Below are 21,231 nucleotides of genomic sequence, written 5' to 3' on the forward strand. Positions count from 1 at the left end.
GGACGGCGCCTTTTTCGTATCTGACGTGAGAGGGCGGCGACCGCCATCCCCCGCTTCCGTTCAGCCCACCTTCAGCTTGCGGCGCAGCAGCGACAGCGGTGCGGTGTCGTCCAGGCTGGGCTGGAAGGCGATGGTGACCTCCGTCAGCGCGTTCGCCCAGCTGTCCTGGTTGGTGCCTTCCGGCGCCTCGACCGAGGTGAAGCCGGTGCGGACCAGGAACAGGTACTGGTCGGGGATGACATGGCCGACCGCGCGGATCTCGCCGGTGTAGCCATAACGCTCCCGCAGCTCGCGCGCGGTGGAGAAGCCGCGGCCGTCGCGGAACTTCGGAAACTCCAGCGCCACCAGGGAGAAACGGTCGAGGTCGGCGGCGATGGATCCTGCCAGCGTGCCGCTCTTCAACCGCACGCCCAGCCGGGCGTTGCGGCCTTCGAAGCTGTCACGCTCCGCCTGCCAGCGCTCGAAGCTGATGATGACCGGGCGGTCGTTGGGGACCGGCTCGCCATCGGGGATGAAGCTCCAGGCATCCTCGCCGATGCGCCCATTCTCAATCAGCGGCATAGATTCTCTCCTTGAACGGGGCATGGCCAACGCGCTTGAGCGTGTCGATGAAGCGCTCGCCCTCGCCCGTGCGGTTGGCGAGATAGACGTCGACGATGGCCTCGATGGCGTCCACCGCCTCGGTCTCGGTCACCGCCGGGCCGAGGATGTCGCCGATCTCCGTGGTCAGCGTCGGGTCGCCGCCGACGGTGATCTGGTAATATTCGGTGCCCTTCTTGTCGACGCCGAGGATGCCGATGGCGCCGACATGGTGATGGCCGCAGGCGTTGATGCAGCCGCTGATCTTGATCCCCAGCTCACCGATGGTGCGCTGGCGGACCGGATCGGCGAAGCGGGCGGAGATCGCCTGGGCCAGCGGGATCGCGCGGGCATTTGCCAGCGCGCAATAGTCAAGACCCGGGCAGGCGATGATGTCGCCGATCAGCCCGGCATTGGCGCTGCCGAGGCCGGCGGCGTCGAGCTGCTTCCACAGGTCGTACAGCTCGTCCTTCTTCACATGGGCAAGGACGAGGTTCTGGACGTGGGTGACGCGCAGCTCGCCGAAGCTGTGCCGCTCGGCCAGATCGGCGACGAGGTCCATCTGGTCGCAGGTGGCGTCGCCGGGGATGCCGCCGGCCGGCTTCAGCGAGATGGTGGCGATGGCATAGCCCGGCGCCTTGTGCTCCGCGACATTCACCTCAAGCCAGTTGGCGAAGGCCGGATCGGACGCCTTGGCGCGCTCCAGCGCTTCGGAATGGTCGGGCAGCTCCTCGAAGGGCGGCGGGGCGAAATGCTGGCGGACGCCCTCGACGATCTCCGGATCCAGGCGGTACTTCGGCCCGCGCAGCCGCGCGAACTCCTCCTCGACCTCCTGGGTGAACTTCTCCAGACCCAGCTCATGCACCAGGATCTTGATGCGCGCCTTGTAGATGTTGTCGCGGCGGCCGTACTGGTTGTAGACGCGCAGGATGGCTTCGAGATAGGCGACGAAGTCCTCCTCGGCCACCCACTCGCGCACCAGCTTGCCGACGAAGGGCGAACGGCCGAGACCGCCGCCGACATAGAAGGAGAAGCCGGCCTCGCCCTTGTCGTTGCGCCGCGCCAGCAGGCCGACGTCGTGGATGCGCACCGCGGCGCGGTCGCTCTCGGCGCCGGAGATGGCGATCTTGAACTTGCGCGGCAGATAGGTGAACTCGGGGTGCATCGTCGTCCACTGCCGCAGGATCTCGGCATAGACGCGGCCGTCCACCACCTCGTCCCTGGCGGCGCCGACAAAGGGGTCGGTGGTGACGTTGCGCACGCAGTTGCCGCTGGTCTGCAGCGCGTGCATGTCGACCTCGGCCAGCTCATGCAGGATGGCCGGGGTGTCCTCCAGCTTGATCCAGTTGTATTGCAGGTTCTGGCGGGTGGTGAAATGGCCGTAGCCGCGGTCGTACCTGCGCCCGATCTCCGCCAGCTTGCGCAGCTGGGTGGCCGACATCACGCCATAGGGCACGGCGATGCGCAGCATGTAGGCGTGAAGCTGGAGATAGAGGCCGTTCATCAGCCGGACCGGCTTGAACTCCTCCTCCGTCAGCTCGCCGGACAGCCGGCGCTCGACCTGTTTGCGGAACTGCTCGACGCGCTCGGCGACGAACTGCCGGTCGATCTCGTCATAGTGATAGATGCCGGCACGGGCGCCGGGCGCGATGTGGTTCATGTCGATCAACCCTCAGGGCCGCCGGAACGGCCGACGTTCATTCACTCGAACAGCCACTCAGGCGGCCTGCTTGCCCAGATCCAGACGGACGGTCGGGCCGGCGGTGCGGATACGCTCGCGCATCGTCGCCGGGACCGGGACGCCATCCTCCTCCACCACCTCGAAGGCGTAGATGTCGACGCCGAACTGCTCCCGCTCCGCCGTCGCCTTGGCGTCGGCCAGCACGGCATCCGCCTCGGAGCGCTGGAACAGCGCAGCCTCGGCGAAGGACTCGACCCACCGGCCGCCCTCGCCCAGGAACACGACTTCCCCGTCGCGCAGGCGGTTGGCGGTGATGGCTTTCATCGATCCTTCCTTCGATCGATCCTTGGCCGACATCTGGCTCTCCTGGCTGGTCGTTCTCGAACGCGTTTGGTGTCTTAACCCGAACCGTCGGCGGTCCGGCAGTGAATTCGCCACAGATTGGTTTCGCGGAAGGCGGGCCGTTACGGCAGCCATTTCTCCCGGTCGATCAGGTCGCGGCTTTCGCGGGCGACCTCGGACATCGACGCGCCCTCCGCCCGGCGGCGGTTACGAAGCTCGGCGATGGTGCGCAGCCGCTCCGCCCAGTCGTCCGGGAACAGGGCCTCAAGCCGCTGGCGCAGCAGGCTGGCGAGCGTCGGGCTGCGGCCGCCGGTGGAGACCGTCATCACCAGATCGCCACGCCGCACCACGGAGGGCGAGTGGAAATCGCACAAGGGAATGACGTCCTCGACATTCACCAACACCCGGCGCTGCCGCGCCAGTTCCGCCAGCGCCGTCTCGATCGAAGGCCCCAGCCCCATGACATACAGCACGCCGACCTTGTCGAGATCGGATGCCTCCGGCAGAGCCCGCACCAGACGGTCGCCGGCAAGAGCCGCCAATTCCCCATCCGGTTCCGGTGAAAAGACCTGCGGATCCGCCCCGCCCTCGCGCAGCTGAGTCAGACGGCGCACCGCGAGCGGGCCGTTGCCGGCGAGCGCAATCGTCACCCGCGCCGGGTCGAGCGCCAGCGGAATCATGCCTGCCTCACCGAAACGGGCGAAATCGGGCTGGCGACTGCGGCGCCTATGACCGGGATGCTGTGCATGGCGGTATTTAGCCCGGCTGCCGCACGACAATCAACATATTTCACACAACGATTTGCAGCGCAGCACAAACCTATTAAACAAGTAGAGAATGTATTTACGTTGCACGGGTTTTCCGCCGGTGTTAATGTGCAAACACAGTCATTAAACCTACTTGTTTAGTATACTTAAAGGCCACCGCGAAAGGCAGCCGACGATGGACGCGGAAACACGGGTGAAGCATCTGACCGACAGCCACGGCAGGCTGGAAGGCGCGCCGCTGCTGGCCGCCATGCACGAGCTGTTCGGCGGGCGAATCGCGCTGATGTCGTCCTTCGGGGCCGAATCCGCGGTGCTGCTGGCGCTCGCCGCCGAAGCGACGCCGGATTTCCCGGTTCTGTTTGTGAATACCGGCAAGCTGTTCGGCGAGACCCTGCGTTACCGCGACGAGTTGGTGAAGCGGCTGGGCCTCAGGGATGTGCGGGAGATCGGGCCGACCGCCGACGACCTCGCCGCCGGCGACAAGGACGGCATGCTGTTCACCCGCGATTACGACGCCTGCTGCCATCTGCGCAAGACGGTGCCGCTGGACCGCGCGCTGGCCACCGCCGGGCTGGAGGCCTGGGTGACGGGACGCAAGCGCTTCCAGTCCTCGACCCGCGCCGCCCTGCCCCTGTTCGAGGCGGAGGGCGGCCGCGTGAAGGTCAACCCACTGGCCAACTGGGACAAGGACCGGCTGGAGGAAGAGTTCACCCGGCGCAACCTGCCGCGCCACCCGCTCGAAGCCGACGGGTACCTGTCGATCGGCTGTTACACCTGCACCGAGCGAGTGGCGCCCGGTGCCGACCCGCGTTCCGGCCGCTGGGCCGGCAGCGCCAAGACCGAATGCGGCATACACACCATGATTGGAACCGCCCGATGAGCGCCGATCTCGACCAGCTCGAAAACCAGAGCATCTATATTCTGCGCGAAGCCTACAACCGCATCGACAAGCTGGCGATGCTCTGGTCGATCGGCAAGGACAGCAACGCGCTGCTGTGGCTCTGCCGCAAGGCGTTCTTCGGCCGCATTCCCTTCCCCGTCGTGCAGCTCGACACCGCCATGGAGCTGCCGGAAGTCTACGAGTTCCGCGACCGCATCACCAAGGAATGGGATCTCGACCTCAAGGTGGAGCAGTGCCCGCCCGAGGAGGAGATGGACCAGACCCTGCCGCCGCTGACCCGTGCCGCCGCGCGCAAGACGGAAGGTCTGAAGAACCTGCTGCGCGACCATGCGTACCAGGGCGTGATGGTCGGCATCCGCCGCGACGAGCAGGCGACCCGCGCCAAGGAGCGCGTGTTCTCGCCGCGCTCGCTGGAAGGCGACTGGGACGTGAAGGACCAGCCGGCGGAATTCTGGGACCATTACAAGACGCGCTTCCCCGAAGGCGTCCATGTCCGCATCCACCCGCTGCTGGCCTGGACCGAACTGGACATCTGGCGCTATTCGCAGCGCGAGGGAATTCCTATCGTCCCGCTGTACTTCGCCCGCGACGGCAAGCGTTACCGCTCGCTGGGCGAGAAGAACATCACCTTCCCGGTCGACAGCACCGCGTCCACCATCGACGAGATCATCGCCGAACTTCAGGTGACCCGCGTGCCGGAACGCGCCGGCCGCGCGATGGACAACGAATCCGAAGACAGCTTCGAACGCCTGCGCAGCGTGGGGTACATGTAAGATGCCGCATTCTCAACTCCGCATCGTCATCGTCGGCCATGTCGACCATGGCAAGTCCACGCTGATCGGCCGCCTGCTGAACGACACCGGCAGCCTGCCCGACGGCAAGGTCGAGCAGGTCCGCGAGATGAGCCGCAAGCGCGGCATGCCGTTCGAGTGGGCCTTCGTGATGGACGCGCTCCAGGCCGAGCGCGACCAGGGCATCACCATCGACACCACGCAGATCCACTTCAAGACGAAGCAGCGCCCCTACGTCATCATCGACGCGCCGGGCCACACCGAGTTCCTGAAGAACATGGTGACCGGCGCCTCCCAGGCCGACGCCGCGCTGCTGGTGATCGACGCCGACGAGGGCGCGCTGGAACAGTCGCGCCGCCACGCCTTCCTGCTGCATCTGCTGGGCGTGCGTCAGGTCGCGGTGGTCGTCAACAAGATGGACAAGGTCGAGTTCTCCAGCCACCGCTATGAGGTGGTGGCACAGGAGATCAAGGACTATCTGGCCGAGCTGGGCCTCCAGCCCAAGGCGGTGATCCCGGTCTCCGCCCGCAACGGTGACAACATCGTCAGCCGCAGCGAGCAGTCGGACTGGTATCTGGGGCCGACGGTGATCGAGCAGCTCGACGCCTTCCGTCCGCAGCAGACCTCGCCCGACCAGCCGCTGCGCCTGCCCCTGCAGGACGTCTACAAGCCGGACGACCGCCGCATCCTGGCCGGCCGCATCGAGAGCGGGCGCCTGCGCGTCGGCGACACCCTGCACTTCTCGCCCACCGGCGCCAGCGCCAAGGTGGTCAGCATCGAGGCGTGGAACCATCCGGAGACGGTGCTGTCGGCCCAGGCCGGGCAGAGCATCGGCATCACGCTGGACAAGCGCATCTTCGCCGAGCGCGGCCACATCGCCCACCACCAGTCCGACGCCCCGACCCTGGCCCACCGGCTGAGCGTGCGGCTGTTCTGGCTGGTGTCGGATCCGCTGGTGGTCGGCAAGACCTACACGCTGAAGATCGCCACCGGAGAGCACCGGGTGACGGTGGAGCAGGTGACGGCGGTCATCAATGTCGAGGATCTGTCCAGCACCCCCGGCAAGGCAGTCCGCCGCAACGAGGTGGCGGAGGTCGTCCTGCGCTCCCGCTCGCCCATTGCGCTCGATCTGGCGTCGGACCTGCCGCGCACCGGCCGCGGCGCGCTGATCGACGGCAACGACGTGGTCGGCGGCTGTCTGGTGGTGGAGATCGAGGACGCTGCCGCGGCCAACATCACCGAGGTGTCGCACACCGTCTCGCTGGAGGAGCGCGCCCAGTCCAACGGCCACAAGGGCGGCGTCATCTGGCTGACCGGCCTGTCGGGTGCCGGCAAGTCGACGCTGGCGATGGCGCTGGAACGCGCGCTGTTCGACCGCGGCTGGCAGACCTTCGTGCTAGACGGCGACAATGTCCGCAACGGGCTGAACGCCGGGCTGGGCTTCTCGTCGGATGACCGGGCGGAGAACATCCGCCGGGTGGCCGAGACGGCGAAGCTGTTCGCCGACGCCGGCATGGTGGTGATCGCCTCGCTGATCTCGCCACTGAAGGCCGACCGGGCGCGGGCACGGGTGATCGGCGGCGAGCGCTTCCACGAGGTGCATGTCGCCGCCAACCTCGCCACCTGCGAGGAGCGCGATCCGAAGGGTCTCTACAAGAAGGCACGGGCCGGCGAGATCGCCGAGTTTACCGGCATCTCGGCCCCCTACGAAGCGCCGGACCAGCCCGAACTGGTGATCGACACCGACGCGCTGAGCCGCAGCGAGGCGCTGGCCCAGCTGCTGGACTATGTCGACGAGACCTTGGGCAAAAACAGCCTGAAGTCGGAGAAAGAGCTGACCTATGTGATCTGAGGGTTGGCGTTTTAGGGTGAGCGTCGGGCGCGGGGGAAAGACCGCGCCCGACGTGTTTTCAGGCTGCCGTCCTGTCGCTGCGATACAGCGCCGTCACGATCAGCGCCGCAGTCGCCAGCGCCAGCGGGACAAAGGAGATGCTCAGCACGGCATCCCAGCCGTAGCTGGTCAGCAGGCTGCCCGAGGCGAAGGAGCCGCAGGCCATGGTGCCGAAGACGATGAAGTCGTTCAGCGACTGCACCCGCGTCTTCTCCTCCGGCCGATGGCAATCGAGCACCAGGGCGGAGGCGCCGAGGAAGCCGAAGTTCCACCCCACCCCCAGCAGGATCAGGCCGATCCAGAAATGCGCGATGTCCTGCCCGGCCAGCCCGACCGCGGAGGATGCGGCGATCAGGGCCAGACCGGCGGCGACGATCCGCGGCGCGCCGAAGCGGCCGATCAGCCGCCCGGTGAAGAAGCTGGGGGCGTACATGGCGATGACGTGCCATTGCAGGCCCAGATTGGACGATTCCTGCGGCAGTCCGCACAGCCGCATCGCCAGCGGGGCGGCGGTCATGACGAAGTTCATCAGCAGATAGGACACCACCCCGCAGATGACCGCGGTGATGAAGCGGGGCTGGCGCAGGATGACGGCCAGCGGGCGTCCGCCGCCAAGCTCCGACACTGTCGGCTTGGGCAGGCGGACGCCGAGCAGGACCAGCGCCGACAGCGCGGCGACGGCGGCCTGCGCCAGATAGGTCGCGGCGAACAGGTGCGGCGGCCACAAATTCATGGTGTGGGTGACCAGCTGCGGCCCGACGATGCCGGCGACCACGCCCCCCGCCATCACGGCGGACATGGCGCGCGGCCGGCGCTCCGGACCGGTGCAGTCGGCAGCGGCGAAGCGGAAGGACAGCACCACCGCGGCATAGGCTCCGCCGGGGATCATCGCCGCGCAGAACAGCCAGAACGAGCCGAGCAGGAGAGCCAGCGAGGACAGCAGACCCACGAGGACGCCGCATGCGGTCCCGCCCAGGAACGCCGCGCGCCGGCCGAAACGCCGGGCGATGCTGCCGGCCGGCAGGGTGCAGATCGCCATGCCGACCACGAAGATGGAGATCGGCAGGGTCGCCAGCGCCGGGCTGGGGGCCAGCGTGTTGCCGACGATGGCGCCGGTGGCATAGACGACCACCGCATTGGCGCCGGCCAGCGCCTGCGCGATGACCAGCCGGGCGACGTTGCTCAGCTCATGCGCATGGGAGGCCGCGGACGCCGGTTCGGTCCTGGCAGTGGCTTCGGCTTGCGGCATGGGACTCCCCGGGGCGATTTGAAGGCGAATGGTTGAGCAAGGCTTAGCGACCCGGCACTATGAGCGGAAATGGTTTGTTCTCATGGTTCGATGAACAGGAGTCATGGATGCTCGATCGCCAGATCCTCGCGATCCTGCGCGAGGTCGACCGGACGGGCAGCGTCACCGCCGCCGCTGGCCGGCTGAACCTGAGCCAGTCGGCGCTGAGCCACACCATCGCCAGGTTCGAGGAGCGCCACGGCATCGAGATCTGGATGAAGAAGGGGCGCAGCCTCCGCTTCACCCAGGCGGGGAACCATCTGCTAGCGCTGGCCCAGCGGGTGCTGCCGCAGTTCGAGCATGCGGAGCGGGTGCTGGCCGACTTCGCGTCGGGCCGGCGCGGCACCTTGCGGGTCGGGATGGAATGCCACCCCTGCGAACGCTGGCTGATGCGGATGACGGGGGTGTATCTGACGCGCTGGCCCGAGGTGGATTTCGACCTGCGCACCGACTTCCGCTTCGACGGCGTCGCGGCGCTGGCGGACAACGAGATCGATCTTCTGATCACCCCCGACCCGGTCGACCGGCCGGACATCCTGTTCACCCCGGTCTTCGATTACGACCTCGTGCTGGTGGTGCATGAGGCTCATCCGCTGGCCGCGCGCGGGATCGTGCAGCCGCAGAACCTGCTGGACGAGGAACTGATCGCCGTTCCGGTCAGCCTGGACCGGCTGGACATCTACACCCGCTTCCTGGTGCCCGCCCAGTGCCGGCCGCGCAGCCACCGGACGGCGGAGACCACCGACCTGATGCTGCAACTGGTCGCCGCCGGGCGCGGGGTCGCCGTCCTGCCCGACTGGCTGGTGCGGGAGGACGGGGCCGGCCTGCCCGTCCGCACCCTGCGGCTCGGCGACGACGGGATCGGCAAGAGCATCCATCTCGGCGTCCGCCACGGCGAGGAGACGGTCGATTACATCGCCGGCTTCCTGGATCTCGCGCGGGAGAGCGGACGGTAGGAGAGGTTGGATCGATCAGGACTCTGCTGCGGCGCACATCCTGTGGCATAAGGGGCCGCCATCACGCTTTCGCGCATCACGCCCTAAGGACCCCTGCCGCCCATGATCCGCTTCGATAACGTCAGCAAGCAGAACGGCCACCGCATCCTGTTCCTGGAGGCCTCCGCGGCGCTCAACCGGGGCGAAAAGATCGGGCTGGTCGGTCCGAATGGTGCCGGCAAGACCACCCTGTTCCGCATGATCACCGGCGAGGAGCAGCCGGACGGCGGTCAGGTGGCGATCGAGAAGCAGGTCAGCATCGGCTATTTCAACCAGGATGTCGGCGAGATGTCCGGCCGCAGCGCGGTGGCGGAGGTGATGGACGGCGCCGGGCCGGTCAGCGTCGTCGCCGCCGAACTGGCGGAACTGGAAGCCGCCATGGCCGACCCCGACCGCGCCGACGAGATGGACGCCATCATCGAACGCTACGGCGAGGTGCAGGCCCGTTTCGACGAGCTGGGCGGCTATGAGCTGGAGGGCAAGGCGCGCGAGGTGCTGGCCGGCCTCAGCTTCAGCCAGGAGATGATGGACGGCGACGTCGGCGGCCTGTCGGGCGGCTGGAAGATGCGCGTGGCGCTGGCCCGCATCCTGCTGATGCGCCCCGACGCCATGCTGCTCGACGAGCCGAGCAACCATCTGGACATCGAAAGCCTGATCTGGCTGGAAGGCTTCCTGAAGGGCTATGAGGGCGCCCTGCTGATGACCTCGCACGACCGCGAGTTCATGAACCGCATCGTCACCAAGATCATCGAGATCGATGGCGGAACGCTGACCAGCTACTCCGGCGACTACGGCTTCTACGAGAAGCAGCGGGCGCTGAAGGAGAAGCAGCAGGAGGCGCAGTTCGAGCGCCAGCAGGCGATGCTGGCGAAGGAAATTAAGTTCATCGAGCGCTTCAAGGCCCGCGCCTCGCACGCCTCGCAGGTGCAGAGCCGGGTGAAGAAGCTGGACAAGATCGAACGCTTCGAGCCGCCCAAGCGCCGCCAGGTCGTGACCTTCGATTTCCCGCCGGCCCCGCGCTCCGGCGACGACGTGGCGGTGCTGAAGAACGTCCACAAGGGCTATGGCAGCCGGTCCATCTATGAGGGGCTGGACCTGACCATCCGCCGCAAGGAGCGCTGGTGCGTGATGGGCGTCAACGGCGCCGGCAAATCGACCCTGCTGAAGCTGATCGCCGGCACGACCGACCCCGACAGTGGCACCGTCACCGTCGGCGGCAGCGTCAAGATGGGCTATTTCTCCCAGCATGCGATGGAGCTGCTGGACGGCGACCAGACCATCTTCGAAGCGCTGGAGGCGCATTTCCCGCAGGCCAGCCAGGGCTCGCTGCGGGCGCTGGCCGGCTGCTTCGGCTTCTCCGGCGACGATGTGGAGAAGCGGTGCCGCGTGCTGTCGGGCGGCGAGAAGGCGCGGCTGGTGATGGCGATCATGCTGTTCAACCCGCCCAACTTCCTGGTGCTCGACGAGCCGACCAACCACCTGGACCTCGACACCAAGCAGATGCTGATCCAGGCGCTGGCGGCCTATGAAGGCACCATGCTGTTCGTGTCGCACGACCGGCATTTCCTGGCAGCATTGTCCAACCGCGTGCTGGAGTTGACGCCGGAGGGGATCCACCAGTATGGCGGCGGCTACACCGAGTATGTCGAGCGCACCGGCCAGGAGGCGCCGGGGCTGCACAGCTGATCCCCTGCCCCTCCCATCACCCAGAGTGAACGGACCCTTCGGAACAAGTCATTGGTCGTGAAGTCCGCCGGGGCGTAGCATCGCCTGCGTTGTCGAGACAGCGGAGGCGGACATGCCCTCTCTCACGGATTCCCTTGAATTGTTGGGGCTGCGGTCGCCGGTGATCCAGGCGCCGATGGCGGGGGGCGGCGACACGCCGGCCCTGGTCGCCGCGGTCAACGAGGCCGGCGGGCTCGGCTTCGTCGGCGCCGCCTACCTGACCGGGGAGCAGATCGCCGAGCGAGCGCTCGCCATCCGTCAGCGCACCGCCCTGCCCTTCGGAATCAACCTGTTCGCGCCGACGCCGGCCCCCGGACCGGCGCCGATGATGGCCGAGGCGATGGCCCGCCTGAGGCCCTTCCATGCCGAGCTTGGCCTGCCGGAAGCGGAGGAGCCCGCCTATGGCGGCGACGCGTTCGACCGGCAGGTCGCCGCCCTGCTGGACAGCGGAGCCGCCTTCTACAGCGTCACCTTCGGACTGCCGCCGGCCGACAGCGTGGCGGCGGCCAAGGCACGCGGCATGCGGGTGCTGGGCACCGCGACCACGGTGGCGGAGGCGGTGGCCCTGGAGCGGGCCGGCGTCGATGCGGTGATCGCCCAGGGCAGCGAGGCCGGCGGGCATCGCGGCAGCTTCATCGGCGATCCGGCAGCCAATCTGGTCGGCACGATGGCGCTGGTGCCGCAGGTGGCCGATGCGGTGGGCGTGCCGGTGATCGCGTCGGGCGGCATCATGGACGGGCGCGGCATCGCCGCGGCGCTGGCCCTGGGCGCGACCGCGGTGCAGATGGGCACGGTGTTCCTGACCACCGGCGAGGCCGGCATCCCCGAGGCGCACAAGGCCGCCATCCTGGCGGCGCGCGAGGACCAGACCCGCATCACCCGCGCCTTCTCCGGCCGGCCGGCACGCGGGATCGTCAACCGCTTCATGGAAACGGTGGAGAACCCGCAGGCGCCCGAGGCGGTGCTGCCCTTCCCCTTGCAGAATACACTGACCCGCCCGCTGCGCACCGCCGCCGGCAAGGCCGGCCGGGCGGAGTTCCTGTCGCTGTGGGCCGGACAGGGGCTGACACTGGCGCAGCGGCGCCCGGCGGGGGAACTGGTGGCGGAGCTGCTGCGCGGGACGGAGGAGGTCCGGCGCAGGCTTGCCGTCTGACCGGATAAGCGGGCCGACCTGCTCAGACGGCCTCGGCCGTCACCCGGTTGCGGCCGCTGCGCTTGGCGGCGTAGAGCGCCTGGTCGGCACGGCGGACCAGCGTCAGGGCCGGTTCGCCGGGGCGGAACTGGGCGACGCCGACCGACAGCGCGACGGTGCCGTAATTGGCATTGCGCGCCTTGTTCACGATCTGGCGGCCACCGACGAAGACCCGCACCTGCTCCGCCAGCTTGGTGGCGTTCTCCAGGCTGGTGCGCGGCAGGATGATCGCGAACTCTTCCCCGCCATAGCGGGTAGCGGTGTCGCGGCCCTTGATGCATTCGGTCAGCATGCGGGCGACCAGCTTCAGCACATGGTCGCCGACCAGATGGCCGTGGGTGTCGTTGAAGCTCTTGAAATGGTCGATGTCGACCATCAGCAGCGACAGCGGCTGCTCGTCGCGCACCGACGCCTCCATCGCCTCCTCCAGCATCAGGTCGAAGGCCTTGCGGTTGCCGATGCCGGTCAGCCCGTCGGTCAGCGCCTCGCGCCGCGCGCTGTCCAGGCTGACCCGCATCTCCGCCAGTTGCTGGCTCGATTCCTGTAGTTGCAGCTGGAGCGCCGTCTGGCGGTCGACGATCTCCTTGGTCTCCGCGGCGATGGCGGCGACCATGGCGCGCAGTTCCAACAGGCTGAGCGGCTGGTCCAGTTCCTCCCGGAAGCCGGACAGGGCATTGCCGTAGCGCTCCGTCTCCGACCCGACATTGCCCAGCTGCTCCAATATGCGCCCCAGGGCATAACGAGCCTTGTCGGAGGTCTCACGGATCGCCTGGGCTTCGGCGTCCATGGTGAAGAAGCGCTTGTACAGCTCGTCGCACAGAGTCTGCGAGGCGGCCAGCCCATCGCGGCGCGCCAGATCGATGGCGCGGGTCAGGTCCGGGTTGTTGCCGCTGTAATAGACGTACCAAAGCGTGAAGTTTTCCGGGGTGGCCGGCAGCCGGTCGGACAGCATCCGCTCCATGGCCTTCGCGGCAAGGCCGCTGGAACGCTCGAAATCCTCCGCAGTTGCCACGACCGCCGTCCGTCCAAAAATCATTCGGTTTCGAACGGTACGCGGCGCAAGCCCTTACGGCAAGAAGGTTTTTGGGAACAGGACGAGATGTTACAACCGCTCTGGTTGTGCCCTATCCGATTAATTGCATTGTCCGACGGAACTCTCGGCGCAGATATGCTTGCCGTCGGTCCAGCGTGCCCCCGACAGGTCGGCATGGCGCAGGTCGGTGCCGGACAGCTTCGCTCCCGTCAGGTCGGCACGCGCCAGCGACGCCCCCACCATCTTGGCATTGCGCAGGTCGGCCTCGCGGAAACTGGCGCCGGTCAGGTCGGCGCGGGTGAAGTCCGCCTCGATCAGGCGGGCCTTGTCGAAGACCGCGCCGGGGGCGGTGGCGCTGATGAACTTGGCACGGTAGCCGTCGGCATCGGTCAGCTTCGCCTCGCCCAGGCTGGCGCGCTGAAAGGTCGCATCGCGCAGCATGGCGCCGCTGAGATCGACACCGGTCAGCGTCTGCCCCTCCAGCGAGCAGCGCCGCCAATTGACCTTCGGCTGCGCCGCCTCGGTGCAATCGGCCAGCGCCGGGCCCACGGAAAGGACGGTCAGCACGGCCGCGGCGGCGGCGAGACTGCTGGAACGGATGCGCAAGCGAAGCGGCGGGACGGGTGCGGTTCTCATCCCTCGATAGATGGGGGCACCGCCGCTCAACTCAACCACCGAGCCGCCGCAAGCAGCGCTTGCGGTTATCCGGCGGTTCGGGAACCGTCCAACCGGGCAACCGCACGCCCCGCCTGCGGCGGTCGGGGAAGGACGGCATGGGCAGCAGCCTGCCCGGCCAGCGCCGCCGCGACGGCCGGTGGGAATGGGCCGGTCTTCCGCGTGCCGAGATCGACGTGCAGCAGCATGACCTCGGCCGTCGCCGCCAGCCAGCCCTCTTCGGCATGCCGCATCTCGTGGAACAGGTGCAGCCGCTTGGCGTCGGCGCCGAGCAGCAGCGAGTCGAAGCGCAGCGGCGTCCCCTCCGTCACCTCGCGGGCGTAGGTCAGGTGAGCATCGACGACGAAGACCGACCGGTTCTCCGCCGCGACATACGCCTTGCCGATCCCGAAGCGGTCCAGCACCGCGTCCGTCGCGTGGTCGAAGGCCAGCAGGTAATAGGCGACGTTCATGTGCCCGTTGTAGTCGATCCACTCCGGACGCACGGTTTCGCGGTGGAGGGTCAGGGGGGCGGGGGCATCGGCGGTCATGGCATTCCAAGAAAGTGGATGATGTCGGTTCGCAGCGCCTCGATCTCCGCCAGCCAACCGGCGACCTCCGAAACCGGCAGGTCAGGGAGAGGGTCGTCGAAGATACCGGCTCCCGGATAACGCGGCGCACTGACGAAAGCGGTGAGATGAGCCAACGCGGCGATGCGCAGCGCCATCGGATGCCCGGTTGGAAGCCGGGCAACCAGACTGTCGATGTCGTGGGACTTGGGTGGCATCGTGCCGGCTGCCACGAGCAGGGTCTTGGCGAGCTTCTCGACCGCCTGCTGGCAGTGATAGGCCGCCATATTTGGCTCCGGTTCGGGACCATAGAGGTTGTTGCGGACCGCCTTCACGTCGCGCTCCACAACAACCAGCCATCCCTGGATCTCCCTACGTTCCATAGACCCTGAGCCCCCGGCGCTTGACCTCATAGCTCAAGGTGCCCACGACGTCCTTGGACGCTTCGTAATTGGTGCGTGTGCAAGGAATGATGTCGGCGGGAATGCCGGTGCCGATCTTGGACGCATAGGCATAATGGATCGACCGCCGTTCCTTCGGCGCATCGTCCGGGACGATCACCAGCAGGTCGTAATCGCTGTCCTCGTGGAAGTCACCGCGCGCCCGGCTGCCGAACAGATAGACGGCTTCCGGCTCCAGGGCCGGGACGATCCGGTCGAGCAGGATTTGCAGCTTCTCGTCGTTCCGCGTGTCGACCGCAGCCATGGGATGCCTCCGCCGCCCATCCTAACATGGAACGGGCGACGGAGAATCATCCCATGGACCGGGGGCCTTACACCGAAAAGTACTTGGCCCGCGGGTGGTGCAGGACGATGGCCGAGGTGCTCTGCTCCGGATGGAGCTGGTCCTCGTCCGACATCTCGATGCCGATGCGACCGGCGTCCAGCAGCTTCAGCAGCTGTTCCTGGTCCTTCAGGTTCGGGCAGGCCGGATAGCCGAAGCTGTAGCGGCTGCCGCGGTAGGACTGCTGCAACAGCTTCTCCTTGTCGCGGCTGTCCTCGGCGCCATAGCCCAGCTCCGCACGGATGCGGGCATGGACATATTCCGCCATCGCCTCGGTCATCTCCACCGACAGGCCGTGCAGGTAGAGATAGTCCTGATAGCGGTTCTCGGCGAACCACTCTCGCGCCACCTCGGCGCAATGCTGGCCCATGGTGACGACCTGGAGGCCGAGCACGTCACGCTCCGGATCGGTCACGTCACGCAGGAAGTCAGCGATGCACTCGCCGTCTTGCCTGCCCTGGCGCGGCAGCGAGAAACGCGCGGCCTCGGTGGTGCCGTCCTCCTCGAACAGGATGACGTCGTTGCCGTCGGCCGCGGCCTTCCAATAGCCGTAGACGGCGGTCGGGCGCAGGATTTCCTCCTTCGCCGCAATCTGGAGAATGCGGTCGAGTACCGGCCGCAACTCCTTCTTCGCCCACTCCTTGAACTCCTCGAAGGACTTGCCGTCCTTCCGGTAGCCCCATTGCAGCTGATAGAGCATCCGCTCGTTCAGGTAGGTGACCAGAGTCTTCAGCGGCACATGGTCGATCAGCTTCGGCCCCCAGAAGGGCGGGGTCGGCACCGGAACGCCCTCGGCCAGCCGGTGGCGGCGGGCGCGGACGGCGTCCTTGTCGACCGGGCCGGTGGCGGCGCTGGTCGCCTGCCCCAGCACGCGGCGGCGGTTGGTCGCCTTGCCGGCGCGCTTGGCCTGCTGGATGGCGAGCTGCTGGTCGAAGCTGCCCTCCACCACCTTGTCCATCAGGGTCAGCCCGTCGAAGGCGTCGCCGGCGTAAGCCACTCGGCCGGAACCGTAGGACGCCACGCAGTCGCCCTCGACATAGGCGCGGGTCAGCGCCGCACCGCCGAGCAGGACCGGAACCTCCAGCCCCTCGCGGGTCATCTCCTCAAGGTTCTCGCGCATCACCACGGTGGACTTCACCAGCAGGCCTGACATGCCGATGGCGGTGGCCTTGTGCTCCTTGGCGGCCTGGATGATGGCGGTCACCGGCTGCTTGATGCCGAGATTGACCACCTTGTAGCCGTTGTTGGTCAGGATGATGTCGACGAGGTTCTTGCCGATGTCGTGGACGTCGCCCTTGACGGTGGCGAGAACCAGCGTGCCCTTCTGCTGGCCCTCGATCTTCTCCATGTGCGGCTCCAGCCACGCCACGGCGGCCTTCATCGTCTCGGCCGACTGGAGAACGAAGGGCAACTGCATCTTGCCGGCGCCGAACAGCTCGCCCACCACCTTCATGCCGTCGAGCAGGTAGGTGTTGATGATCTCCAGCGGCGGATGGCTCTTCATCGCCTCGGCGAGGTCGTCCTCCAGCCCGGTGCGGTCGCCGTCGACGATGCGCTCCTTCAGCCGCTCCTCGACCGTCTCGGCACGGGCCTTCTTCTTGGCGTCCGCCGCCTTGCGCCCCTCGAACAGGGCGATGAAGGCCTGGAGCGGGTCGTACCCTTCCGCACGGCGGTCGAAGATCAGATCCTCGGCGGTCTTGACCTCCGTCTCGGGGATCTGGTGCAGCGGCAGGATCTTGGAGACATGGACGATGGCGCCCGTCATCCCCCTCTTCACCGCATGGTCGAGGAAGACCGAGTTCAGCACATGGCGCGCCGCGGCGTTCAGGCCGAAGGAGACGTTGGACAGGCCGAGGATGATCTGGCAGCCGGGCATCTCGCGGGCGATGGCCTCGATGCCTTCCAGCGTCCAGATGGCGAGCTTGCGGTCGTCCTCGTTGCCGGTGGCGATGGTGAAGGTGAGCGGGTCGAACAGCAGGTCCGACGGGGCGAGGCCGTACTCGTTCACCGCCAGATCGTAGAGCCGCTTGGCGATCTCCAGCTTGCGGTCCGGCGTCTTCGCCATGCCCTCTTCATCGATGGTCAGCGCGATGACGGCGGCGCCGAACTTCTTGGCCAGCGCCAGACGCAGCCTTGCCGGCTCCTCGCCGTCCTCGAAGTTGATCGAGTTGAGGATCGCCTTGCCGCCATAGAGCGCCAGCGCCTGTTCCAGCACCTTGTACTCGGTGGAATCGATGACCAGCGGCGCCGTCACCGAGCCGGAGAAGCGGGAGATCACCGCGTTCATCTCCGCCACCTCGTCACGGCCGACGAAGGCGGTGCAGACGTCCAGCGAGTGGCTGCCTTCCTTGACCTGCTCGCGCGCCATCTCGACGCAGCCGTCCCAGTCGTTCTTCTCCTGCAACTCGCGCCACTTCTTGGAGCCGTTGGCGTTGCAGCGCTCGCCGATGGCGAAGAAGGCGTTCTCCTGGCGCAGCGTCACCTGGGAGTAGAGCGAGGCCACCGCCGGCACCCAATGGACGGTGCGGCCCTTCGGCGCCGGGCGGTGCGAGCCGGCCGGGGCCAGCTTGCGCAGCATCTGGTTCGCCGCCGCGATGTGCGGGACGTTGGTGCCGCAGCAGCCACCGACGAGGTTGACCCCGTCCTCGCCGACGAAGCGCTCCAGCCAATGGGCGAAGTCGTCGGCGCGCAGCGGGTAGTGGGTCTTGCCGTCGACCAGTTCGGGCAGGCCGGCGTTCGGCTGGACCGAGATCAGGCCCGGCCAGTTCTGCGACAGCCAGCGGACATGCTCGCTCATCTCCAGCGGGCCGGTGGCGCAGTTCAGCCCCATCAGCGGCACGTCCAGCGCCTGGATGACGGTGGCCGCCGCGGCGATGTCGGTGCCGACCAGCAGCGTGCCGGTGGTCTCCACCGTCACCTGGACGAAGACGGGGGTGTCGGACTTCGCTTCCAGCCGGGCCCGCTTGATGCCGTTGACGGCGGCCTTGATCTGCAAGGGGTCCTGGCAGGTCTCGACCAGGATGGCGTCGGCCCCGCCGGCGATCAGCCCGGCGGCCTGGACATAGAAGCTGTCCTCCGCCGGCTGATAGGCGATGTGGCCCAGGCTGGGCAGCTTGGTGCCCGGCCCGATCGAGCCGATGACGAAGCGCGGCTGGCCGTCCTTGAAGCTTTCCGCCGCCTCGCGCGCCAGTTCGACCGCGCGCTGGTTGATCTCGAAGGCCTTCTCCGAGATGCCGAACTCGCCCAGCGTCACCGGCGAGGCGCCGAAGGTGTCGGTCTCCACCATGTCCGCCCCGGCTTCGAAATAGCCGCGGTGGATGTCGCGGACGATGTCCGGGCGCGACAGGGGCAGGATGTCGGTGCAGTTCTCGTGCCCCCAGTAATCCTTCTCGACGTCGAGGTCGAGCGCCTGGATGCGGCTGCCGAACCCGCCGTCGCAAAGCAGAACACGGTCACGCAGGGTGTCGAGGATGTGGGCCATGGGAATGCGTCTTGTCCGTTATTTGGCGGGTTCGGGGCAGAAAAGGCGGGGTCAGGTCTCAGGTCAGGCCGTGGCGGTTCAACGGCCACCAGTCCTCGTCGAGAATCTGGTCCAGGGAATAGGGGCAATCGGGCGGCAAGTCGCTTAGACGAAGGCCGTCGCGCTCCAGACCGAGAGCGGCGATCTTGCGACCGGACTTGTAGATGTCGGCGGTGTCGATCCGTCCGCGAAGGCTGGGACTGGCCGACAAGTCGCGGGCAACGCGGTCACGGTGTTCGAGGACGGAAACCTTCCAATCGCCGCGCGGATCGGCGGCAGGCGAGTATTCCAGCTTCAGGAGATGCTCGATCACACGGACCAGCGCGCTTTCGACCGCGCGCAATTCGGACCGGCCCATGCTTTCGATCTCCTCCGCGACATTCTCCCAGTCGATGGGCGTGTTGATGCGCTCACGCGACGCCTCGCGAAGCAGGCGTGCCTGCTCCTCGGTCCAGGCGAGGAAGTCGGTGTCGTATCCGATCCGGCTGTCCATAACGCGATGCCCCCTTCCGCGGATGTGCGGCCAGTCTAGCATGAAACCGTGGCTGCCGGCGCCCTACCCCGCCACCGCCGCCGGAGCGGCCTTCGCCTTCACGCCCAGCATGCGGCAGATGGCGATGGTCAAATCCGACCGGTTGAGCGTGTAGAAGTGGAAGTCGTTCACGCCCTGCGCCTGCAAGGCCTGGCACTGCTCCGCCGCCACCGTCGCGGCGACGAGCTGGCGGGTTTCCGGATCGTCGTCCAACCCCTCGAAGGTCTCGGCCAGCTTCGCCGGCATGGAGGCACCGCACTTGCCGGCGAATTCCACCGCGCGGGCGAAATTGGTGATCGGCAGGATGCCGGGGACGATCGGCACATGGATGCCGGCCGCCGCGCAGCGGTCGAGGAAGCGGAAATAGGCGTCGTTGTCGAAGAAGAACTGGGTGATGGCCCGGGTGGCGCCGGCATCGACCTTGCGCTTCAGGTTGTCCAGGTCGAACTGGGCGTTGGGCGCCTCCGGATGGCTTTCCGGATAGGCCGCCACCGAGATCTCGAAGTCGGCGATGCGCTTCATCCCCGCCACCAGATCGGCGGCATAGGCGTAGCCGCCGGGGAACGGCTCGTACCGTCCGCCGACACCGCCCGCGGTCTCCGGCGGGTCGCCGCGCAGCGCCACCAGATGGCGGATGCCGGCATCCCAATAGGTGCGGGCGATGGCGTCGATCTCGTCGCGGGTGGCGCCGACGCAGGTGAAGTGGGCGGCGGCCGGGATGCCGGTCTCGTCCTGGATGCGGCAGACGGTGGCGTGGGTGCGCTCGCGCGTCGATCCGCCGGCACCGTAGGTCACCGACACGAAGCTGGGCGACAGCGGGGCCAGCCGCCGGATCGACTGCCACAGGCTCTGCTCCATCTTCTCCGACTTGGGCGGGAAGAACTCGAAGCTGATGGACGGCAGCGCAGAGGTGGGCGCGGTCATGACGGAACTCCGCTGAGCGAGTGGGCGGTCTTCGGGAAGGAAATGGCGGCGCCGGCCGCGAGGCGGGTGGCCGGCCAGACGGAAACGGTCAGCGGGTCGCCCGGCAGCTGCACCACCGGGCCGCAGTCGAGGCCGGACTGGCGGCACCAGCCGGCGACCTCGGCATCGGAAAAGCCCAGGCGGCGGTGCGCATGCTCCTCGCGCAGGGCTTCCAGATGGTGCGGGGCGAAATCGACGATCAGCAGCAGCCCGCCGGGGCGCAGGACCCGCGCCGCCTCGGCCAGCACGCCTGCCGGCGATTCGGTGTAGTGCAGCACCTGATGGATCACCGCGGCGTCGAAGGAGCCGGACGGGAACGGCAGCTGGTACATGTCGGCCTGACGGACATGGCAGTGGCGCAGGCCAGCCTCCTCCAGCCGGTTGCGGGCGACGGCCAGCATCTCGCGCGACTGGTCTACCCCGATCGCGCGATGGACGCGCCCGGCGAGCACCTCCAGCATCCGTCCGGTGCCGGTGCCGATATCCAGCAGCTCCTCCACCCCCTCTTCCGGGAACAGGCGCAGCAGAGCGGCCTCGACCTCGCCTTCCGCAACGTGAAGGGAGCGGATTTCGTGCCAGCGCGCGGCATTCTCACGGAAATAGGCGGCGGCGCTTTCCGAGCGGGACCGCTTGATGGCGTCCAACCGCTCCAGATCGAGGATGAGGGTGGCGTCGTCCGCGGGGATGGCGTCGACCAGGACGCGCGCCAGCTCGGCCGACTGCCCTTTCTCGGCCAGCCGGTAGAAGGCGAAGGTCCCCTCGCGGAAACGGTCGAGCAGGCCGGCGTCGCACAGAAGCTTCAGGTGGCGCGAGACGCGCGGCTGGCTCTGGCCCAGGATCTGGGTCAGTTCGGTCACCGTCAGCTCGCCATGCGCGCAGAGTGCCAGCAGCCGCAGTCGCGTCGTTTCGGCCGCCGCCTTCAGCGTCGCAAGCAGATCGTCCATCGCCTCACGTCCGATTCGGGCCAGGAAAGGGGCCGGCCGGCCGGGACACCCCGCCCCGCCTGCCTGGATACAGATATAAAG

20 protein-coding genes are annotated in these 21,231 nt (G+C 67.6%); 6 read left to right on the top strand and 14 right to left on the bottom strand.

From position 1 onward, the window contains the following. Window positions 1-60: 60 nt before the first annotated feature. From VH569_RS05875 to VH569_RS05890, 4 genes are all read right to left on the bottom strand, one after another. Window positions 61-561: a DUF934 domain-containing protein gene (locus tag VH569_RS05875; RefSeq protein WP_423314543.1), complete on the bottom strand. Its 501-nt coding sequence runs from the start codon at window positions 559-561 to the stop codon at window positions 61-63. After that, complete coding sequence (locus tag VH569_RS05880) at window positions 548-2,239, bottom strand: nitrite/sulfite reductase (protein WP_423314544.1); 1,692 nt, start codon at window positions 2,237-2,239, stop codon at window positions 548-550. The genes VH569_RS05875 and VH569_RS05880 overlap by 14 nt, the downstream gene beginning before the upstream one ends. 57 nt (window positions 2,240-2,296) lie before the next feature. Further along, window positions 2,297-2,584 (bottom strand): DUF2849 domain-containing protein, encoded by a 288-nt coding sequence (locus VH569_RS05885; protein ID WP_109491023.1) that lies wholly within the window; start codon window positions 2,582-2,584, stop codon window positions 2,297-2,299. 140 nt (window positions 2,585-2,724) lie between these two features. After that, a complete protein-coding gene (locus VH569_RS05890) occupies window positions 2,725-3,282 on the bottom strand; it encodes a precorrin-2 dehydrogenase/sirohydrochlorin ferrochelatase family protein (protein ID WP_423314545.1) in 558 nt (185 codons plus the stop codon). Between the two features lie 262 nt (window positions 3,283-3,544). Between VH569_RS05890 and VH569_RS05895 the strand changes: the two genes are divergently transcribed. Genes VH569_RS05895 through cysC form a run of 3 tightly spaced genes read left to right on the top strand, consistent with a single transcriptional unit; the run spans window position 3,545 to window position 6,913 of the window. Next, complete coding sequence (locus VH569_RS05895; RefSeq protein ID WP_423314546.1) at window positions 3,545-4,249, top strand: phosphoadenylyl-sulfate reductase; 705 nt, start codon at window positions 3,545-3,547, stop codon at window positions 4,247-4,249. Beyond that, on the top strand, window positions 4,246-5,043 hold the full coding sequence (cysD, locus tag VH569_RS05900; RefSeq protein ID WP_098740286.1) for a sulfate adenylyltransferase subunit CysD: 798 nt from the start codon (window positions 4,246-4,248) through the stop codon (window positions 5,041-5,043). The genes VH569_RS05895 and cysD overlap by 4 nt, the downstream gene beginning before the upstream one ends. A gap of 1 nt (window position 5,044) precedes the next feature. Then, window positions 5,045-6,913, top strand: a complete 1,869-nt coding sequence (cysC, locus tag VH569_RS05905) for an adenylyl-sulfate kinase (RefSeq protein WP_423314547.1) — start codon at window positions 5,045-5,047, stop codon at window positions 6,911-6,913. Window positions 6,914-6,971: 58 nt separating this feature from the next. On the opposite strand, the gene VH569_RS05910 is transcribed toward cysC, so the two are convergent. After that, window positions 6,972-8,201: an MFS transporter gene (locus VH569_RS05910; RefSeq protein ID WP_423314548.1), complete on the bottom strand. Its 1,230-nt coding sequence runs from the start codon at window positions 8,199-8,201 to the stop codon at window positions 6,972-6,974. 107 nt (window positions 8,202-8,308) lie between these two features. Between VH569_RS05910 and VH569_RS05915 the strand changes: the two genes are divergently transcribed. From VH569_RS05915 to VH569_RS05925, 3 genes are all read left to right on the top strand, one after another. Beyond that, on the top strand, window positions 8,309-9,196 hold the full coding sequence (locus tag VH569_RS05915) for a LysR family transcriptional regulator (RefSeq protein WP_423314549.1): 888 nt from the start codon (window positions 8,309-8,311) through the stop codon (window positions 9,194-9,196). A gap of 102 nt (window positions 9,197-9,298) precedes the next feature. Further along, on the top strand, window positions 9,299-10,921 hold the full coding sequence (locus VH569_RS05920; protein ID WP_098740288.1) for an ABC-F family ATP-binding cassette domain-containing protein: 1,623 nt from the start codon (window positions 9,299-9,301) through the stop codon (window positions 10,919-10,921). Between the two features lie 112 nt (window positions 10,922-11,033). Beyond that, a complete protein-coding gene (locus VH569_RS05925) occupies window positions 11,034-12,113 on the top strand; it encodes an NAD(P)H-dependent flavin oxidoreductase (RefSeq protein ID WP_423314550.1) in 1,080 nt (359 codons plus the stop codon). Window positions 12,114-12,135: 22 nt separating this feature from the next. Here VH569_RS05925 and VH569_RS05930 read toward each other — a convergent pair whose 3' ends face one another. The 9 genes from VH569_RS05930 to VH569_RS05970 form a co-directional block, all read right to left on the bottom strand. After that, window positions 12,136-13,164 (bottom strand): GGDEF domain-containing protein, encoded by a 1,029-nt coding sequence (locus tag VH569_RS05930; RefSeq protein WP_423314551.1) that lies wholly within the window; start codon window positions 13,162-13,164, stop codon window positions 12,136-12,138. 120 nt (window positions 13,165-13,284) lie between these two features. Continuing rightward, on the bottom strand, window positions 13,285-13,821 hold the full coding sequence (locus VH569_RS05935; protein WP_423314552.1) for a pentapeptide repeat-containing protein: 537 nt from the start codon (window positions 13,819-13,821) through the stop codon (window positions 13,285-13,287). 65 nt (window positions 13,822-13,886) lie between these two features. Next, the gene (locus VH569_RS05940; protein ID WP_423314553.1) at window positions 13,887-14,390 is read right to left on the bottom strand and encodes a thioesterase family protein; all 504 of its coding nucleotides are present in this window, start codon (window positions 14,388-14,390) and stop codon (window positions 13,887-13,889) included. After that, window positions 14,387-14,755: a HEPN domain-containing protein gene (locus VH569_RS05945; protein WP_423314554.1), complete on the bottom strand. Its 369-nt coding sequence runs from the start codon at window positions 14,753-14,755 to the stop codon at window positions 14,387-14,389. Before VH569_RS05945 ends, VH569_RS05940 begins: the two co-directional genes overlap by 4 nt. Window positions 14,756-14,780: 25 nt before the next feature. Next, a complete protein-coding gene (locus VH569_RS05950; protein WP_423314555.1) occupies window positions 14,781-15,113 on the bottom strand; it encodes a nucleotidyltransferase domain-containing protein in 333 nt (110 codons plus the stop codon). A 67-nt stretch (window positions 15,114-15,180) separates the two neighbouring features. After that, the gene (gene metH / locus VH569_RS05955) at window positions 15,181-18,672 is read right to left on the bottom strand and encodes a methionine synthase (protein WP_423314556.1); all 3,492 of its coding nucleotides are present in this window, start codon (window positions 18,670-18,672) and stop codon (window positions 15,181-15,183) included. A gap of 58 nt (window positions 18,673-18,730) precedes the next feature. Beyond that, entirely contained in the window at window positions 18,731-19,204 is a 474-nt protein-coding gene (locus tag VH569_RS05960; RefSeq protein ID WP_423314557.1) for a DUF29 domain-containing protein, read from the bottom strand. A gap of 63 nt (window positions 19,205-19,267) precedes the next feature. Further along, on the bottom strand, window positions 19,268-20,167 hold the full coding sequence (gene metF, locus VH569_RS05965; RefSeq protein ID WP_423314558.1) for a methylenetetrahydrofolate reductase [NAD(P)H]: 900 nt from the start codon (window positions 20,165-20,167) through the stop codon (window positions 19,268-19,270). Next, window positions 20,164-21,150 carry an ArsR/SmtB family transcription factor gene (locus VH569_RS05970; RefSeq protein WP_109050586.1) on the bottom strand — a complete coding sequence of 329 codons (987 nt, stop codon included), beginning with the start codon at window positions 21,148-21,150 and terminating at the stop codon, window positions 20,164-20,166. The genes metF and VH569_RS05970 overlap by 4 nt, the downstream gene beginning before the upstream one ends. Window positions 21,151-21,231: the final 81 nt, after the last annotated feature.

Source organism: Azospirillum sp. 11R-A (assembly GCF_049472615.1).
In the GTDB taxonomy this organism is placed as follows: Bacteria; Pseudomonadota; Alphaproteobacteria; order Azospirillales; family Azospirillaceae; genus Azospirillum; species Azospirillum palustre.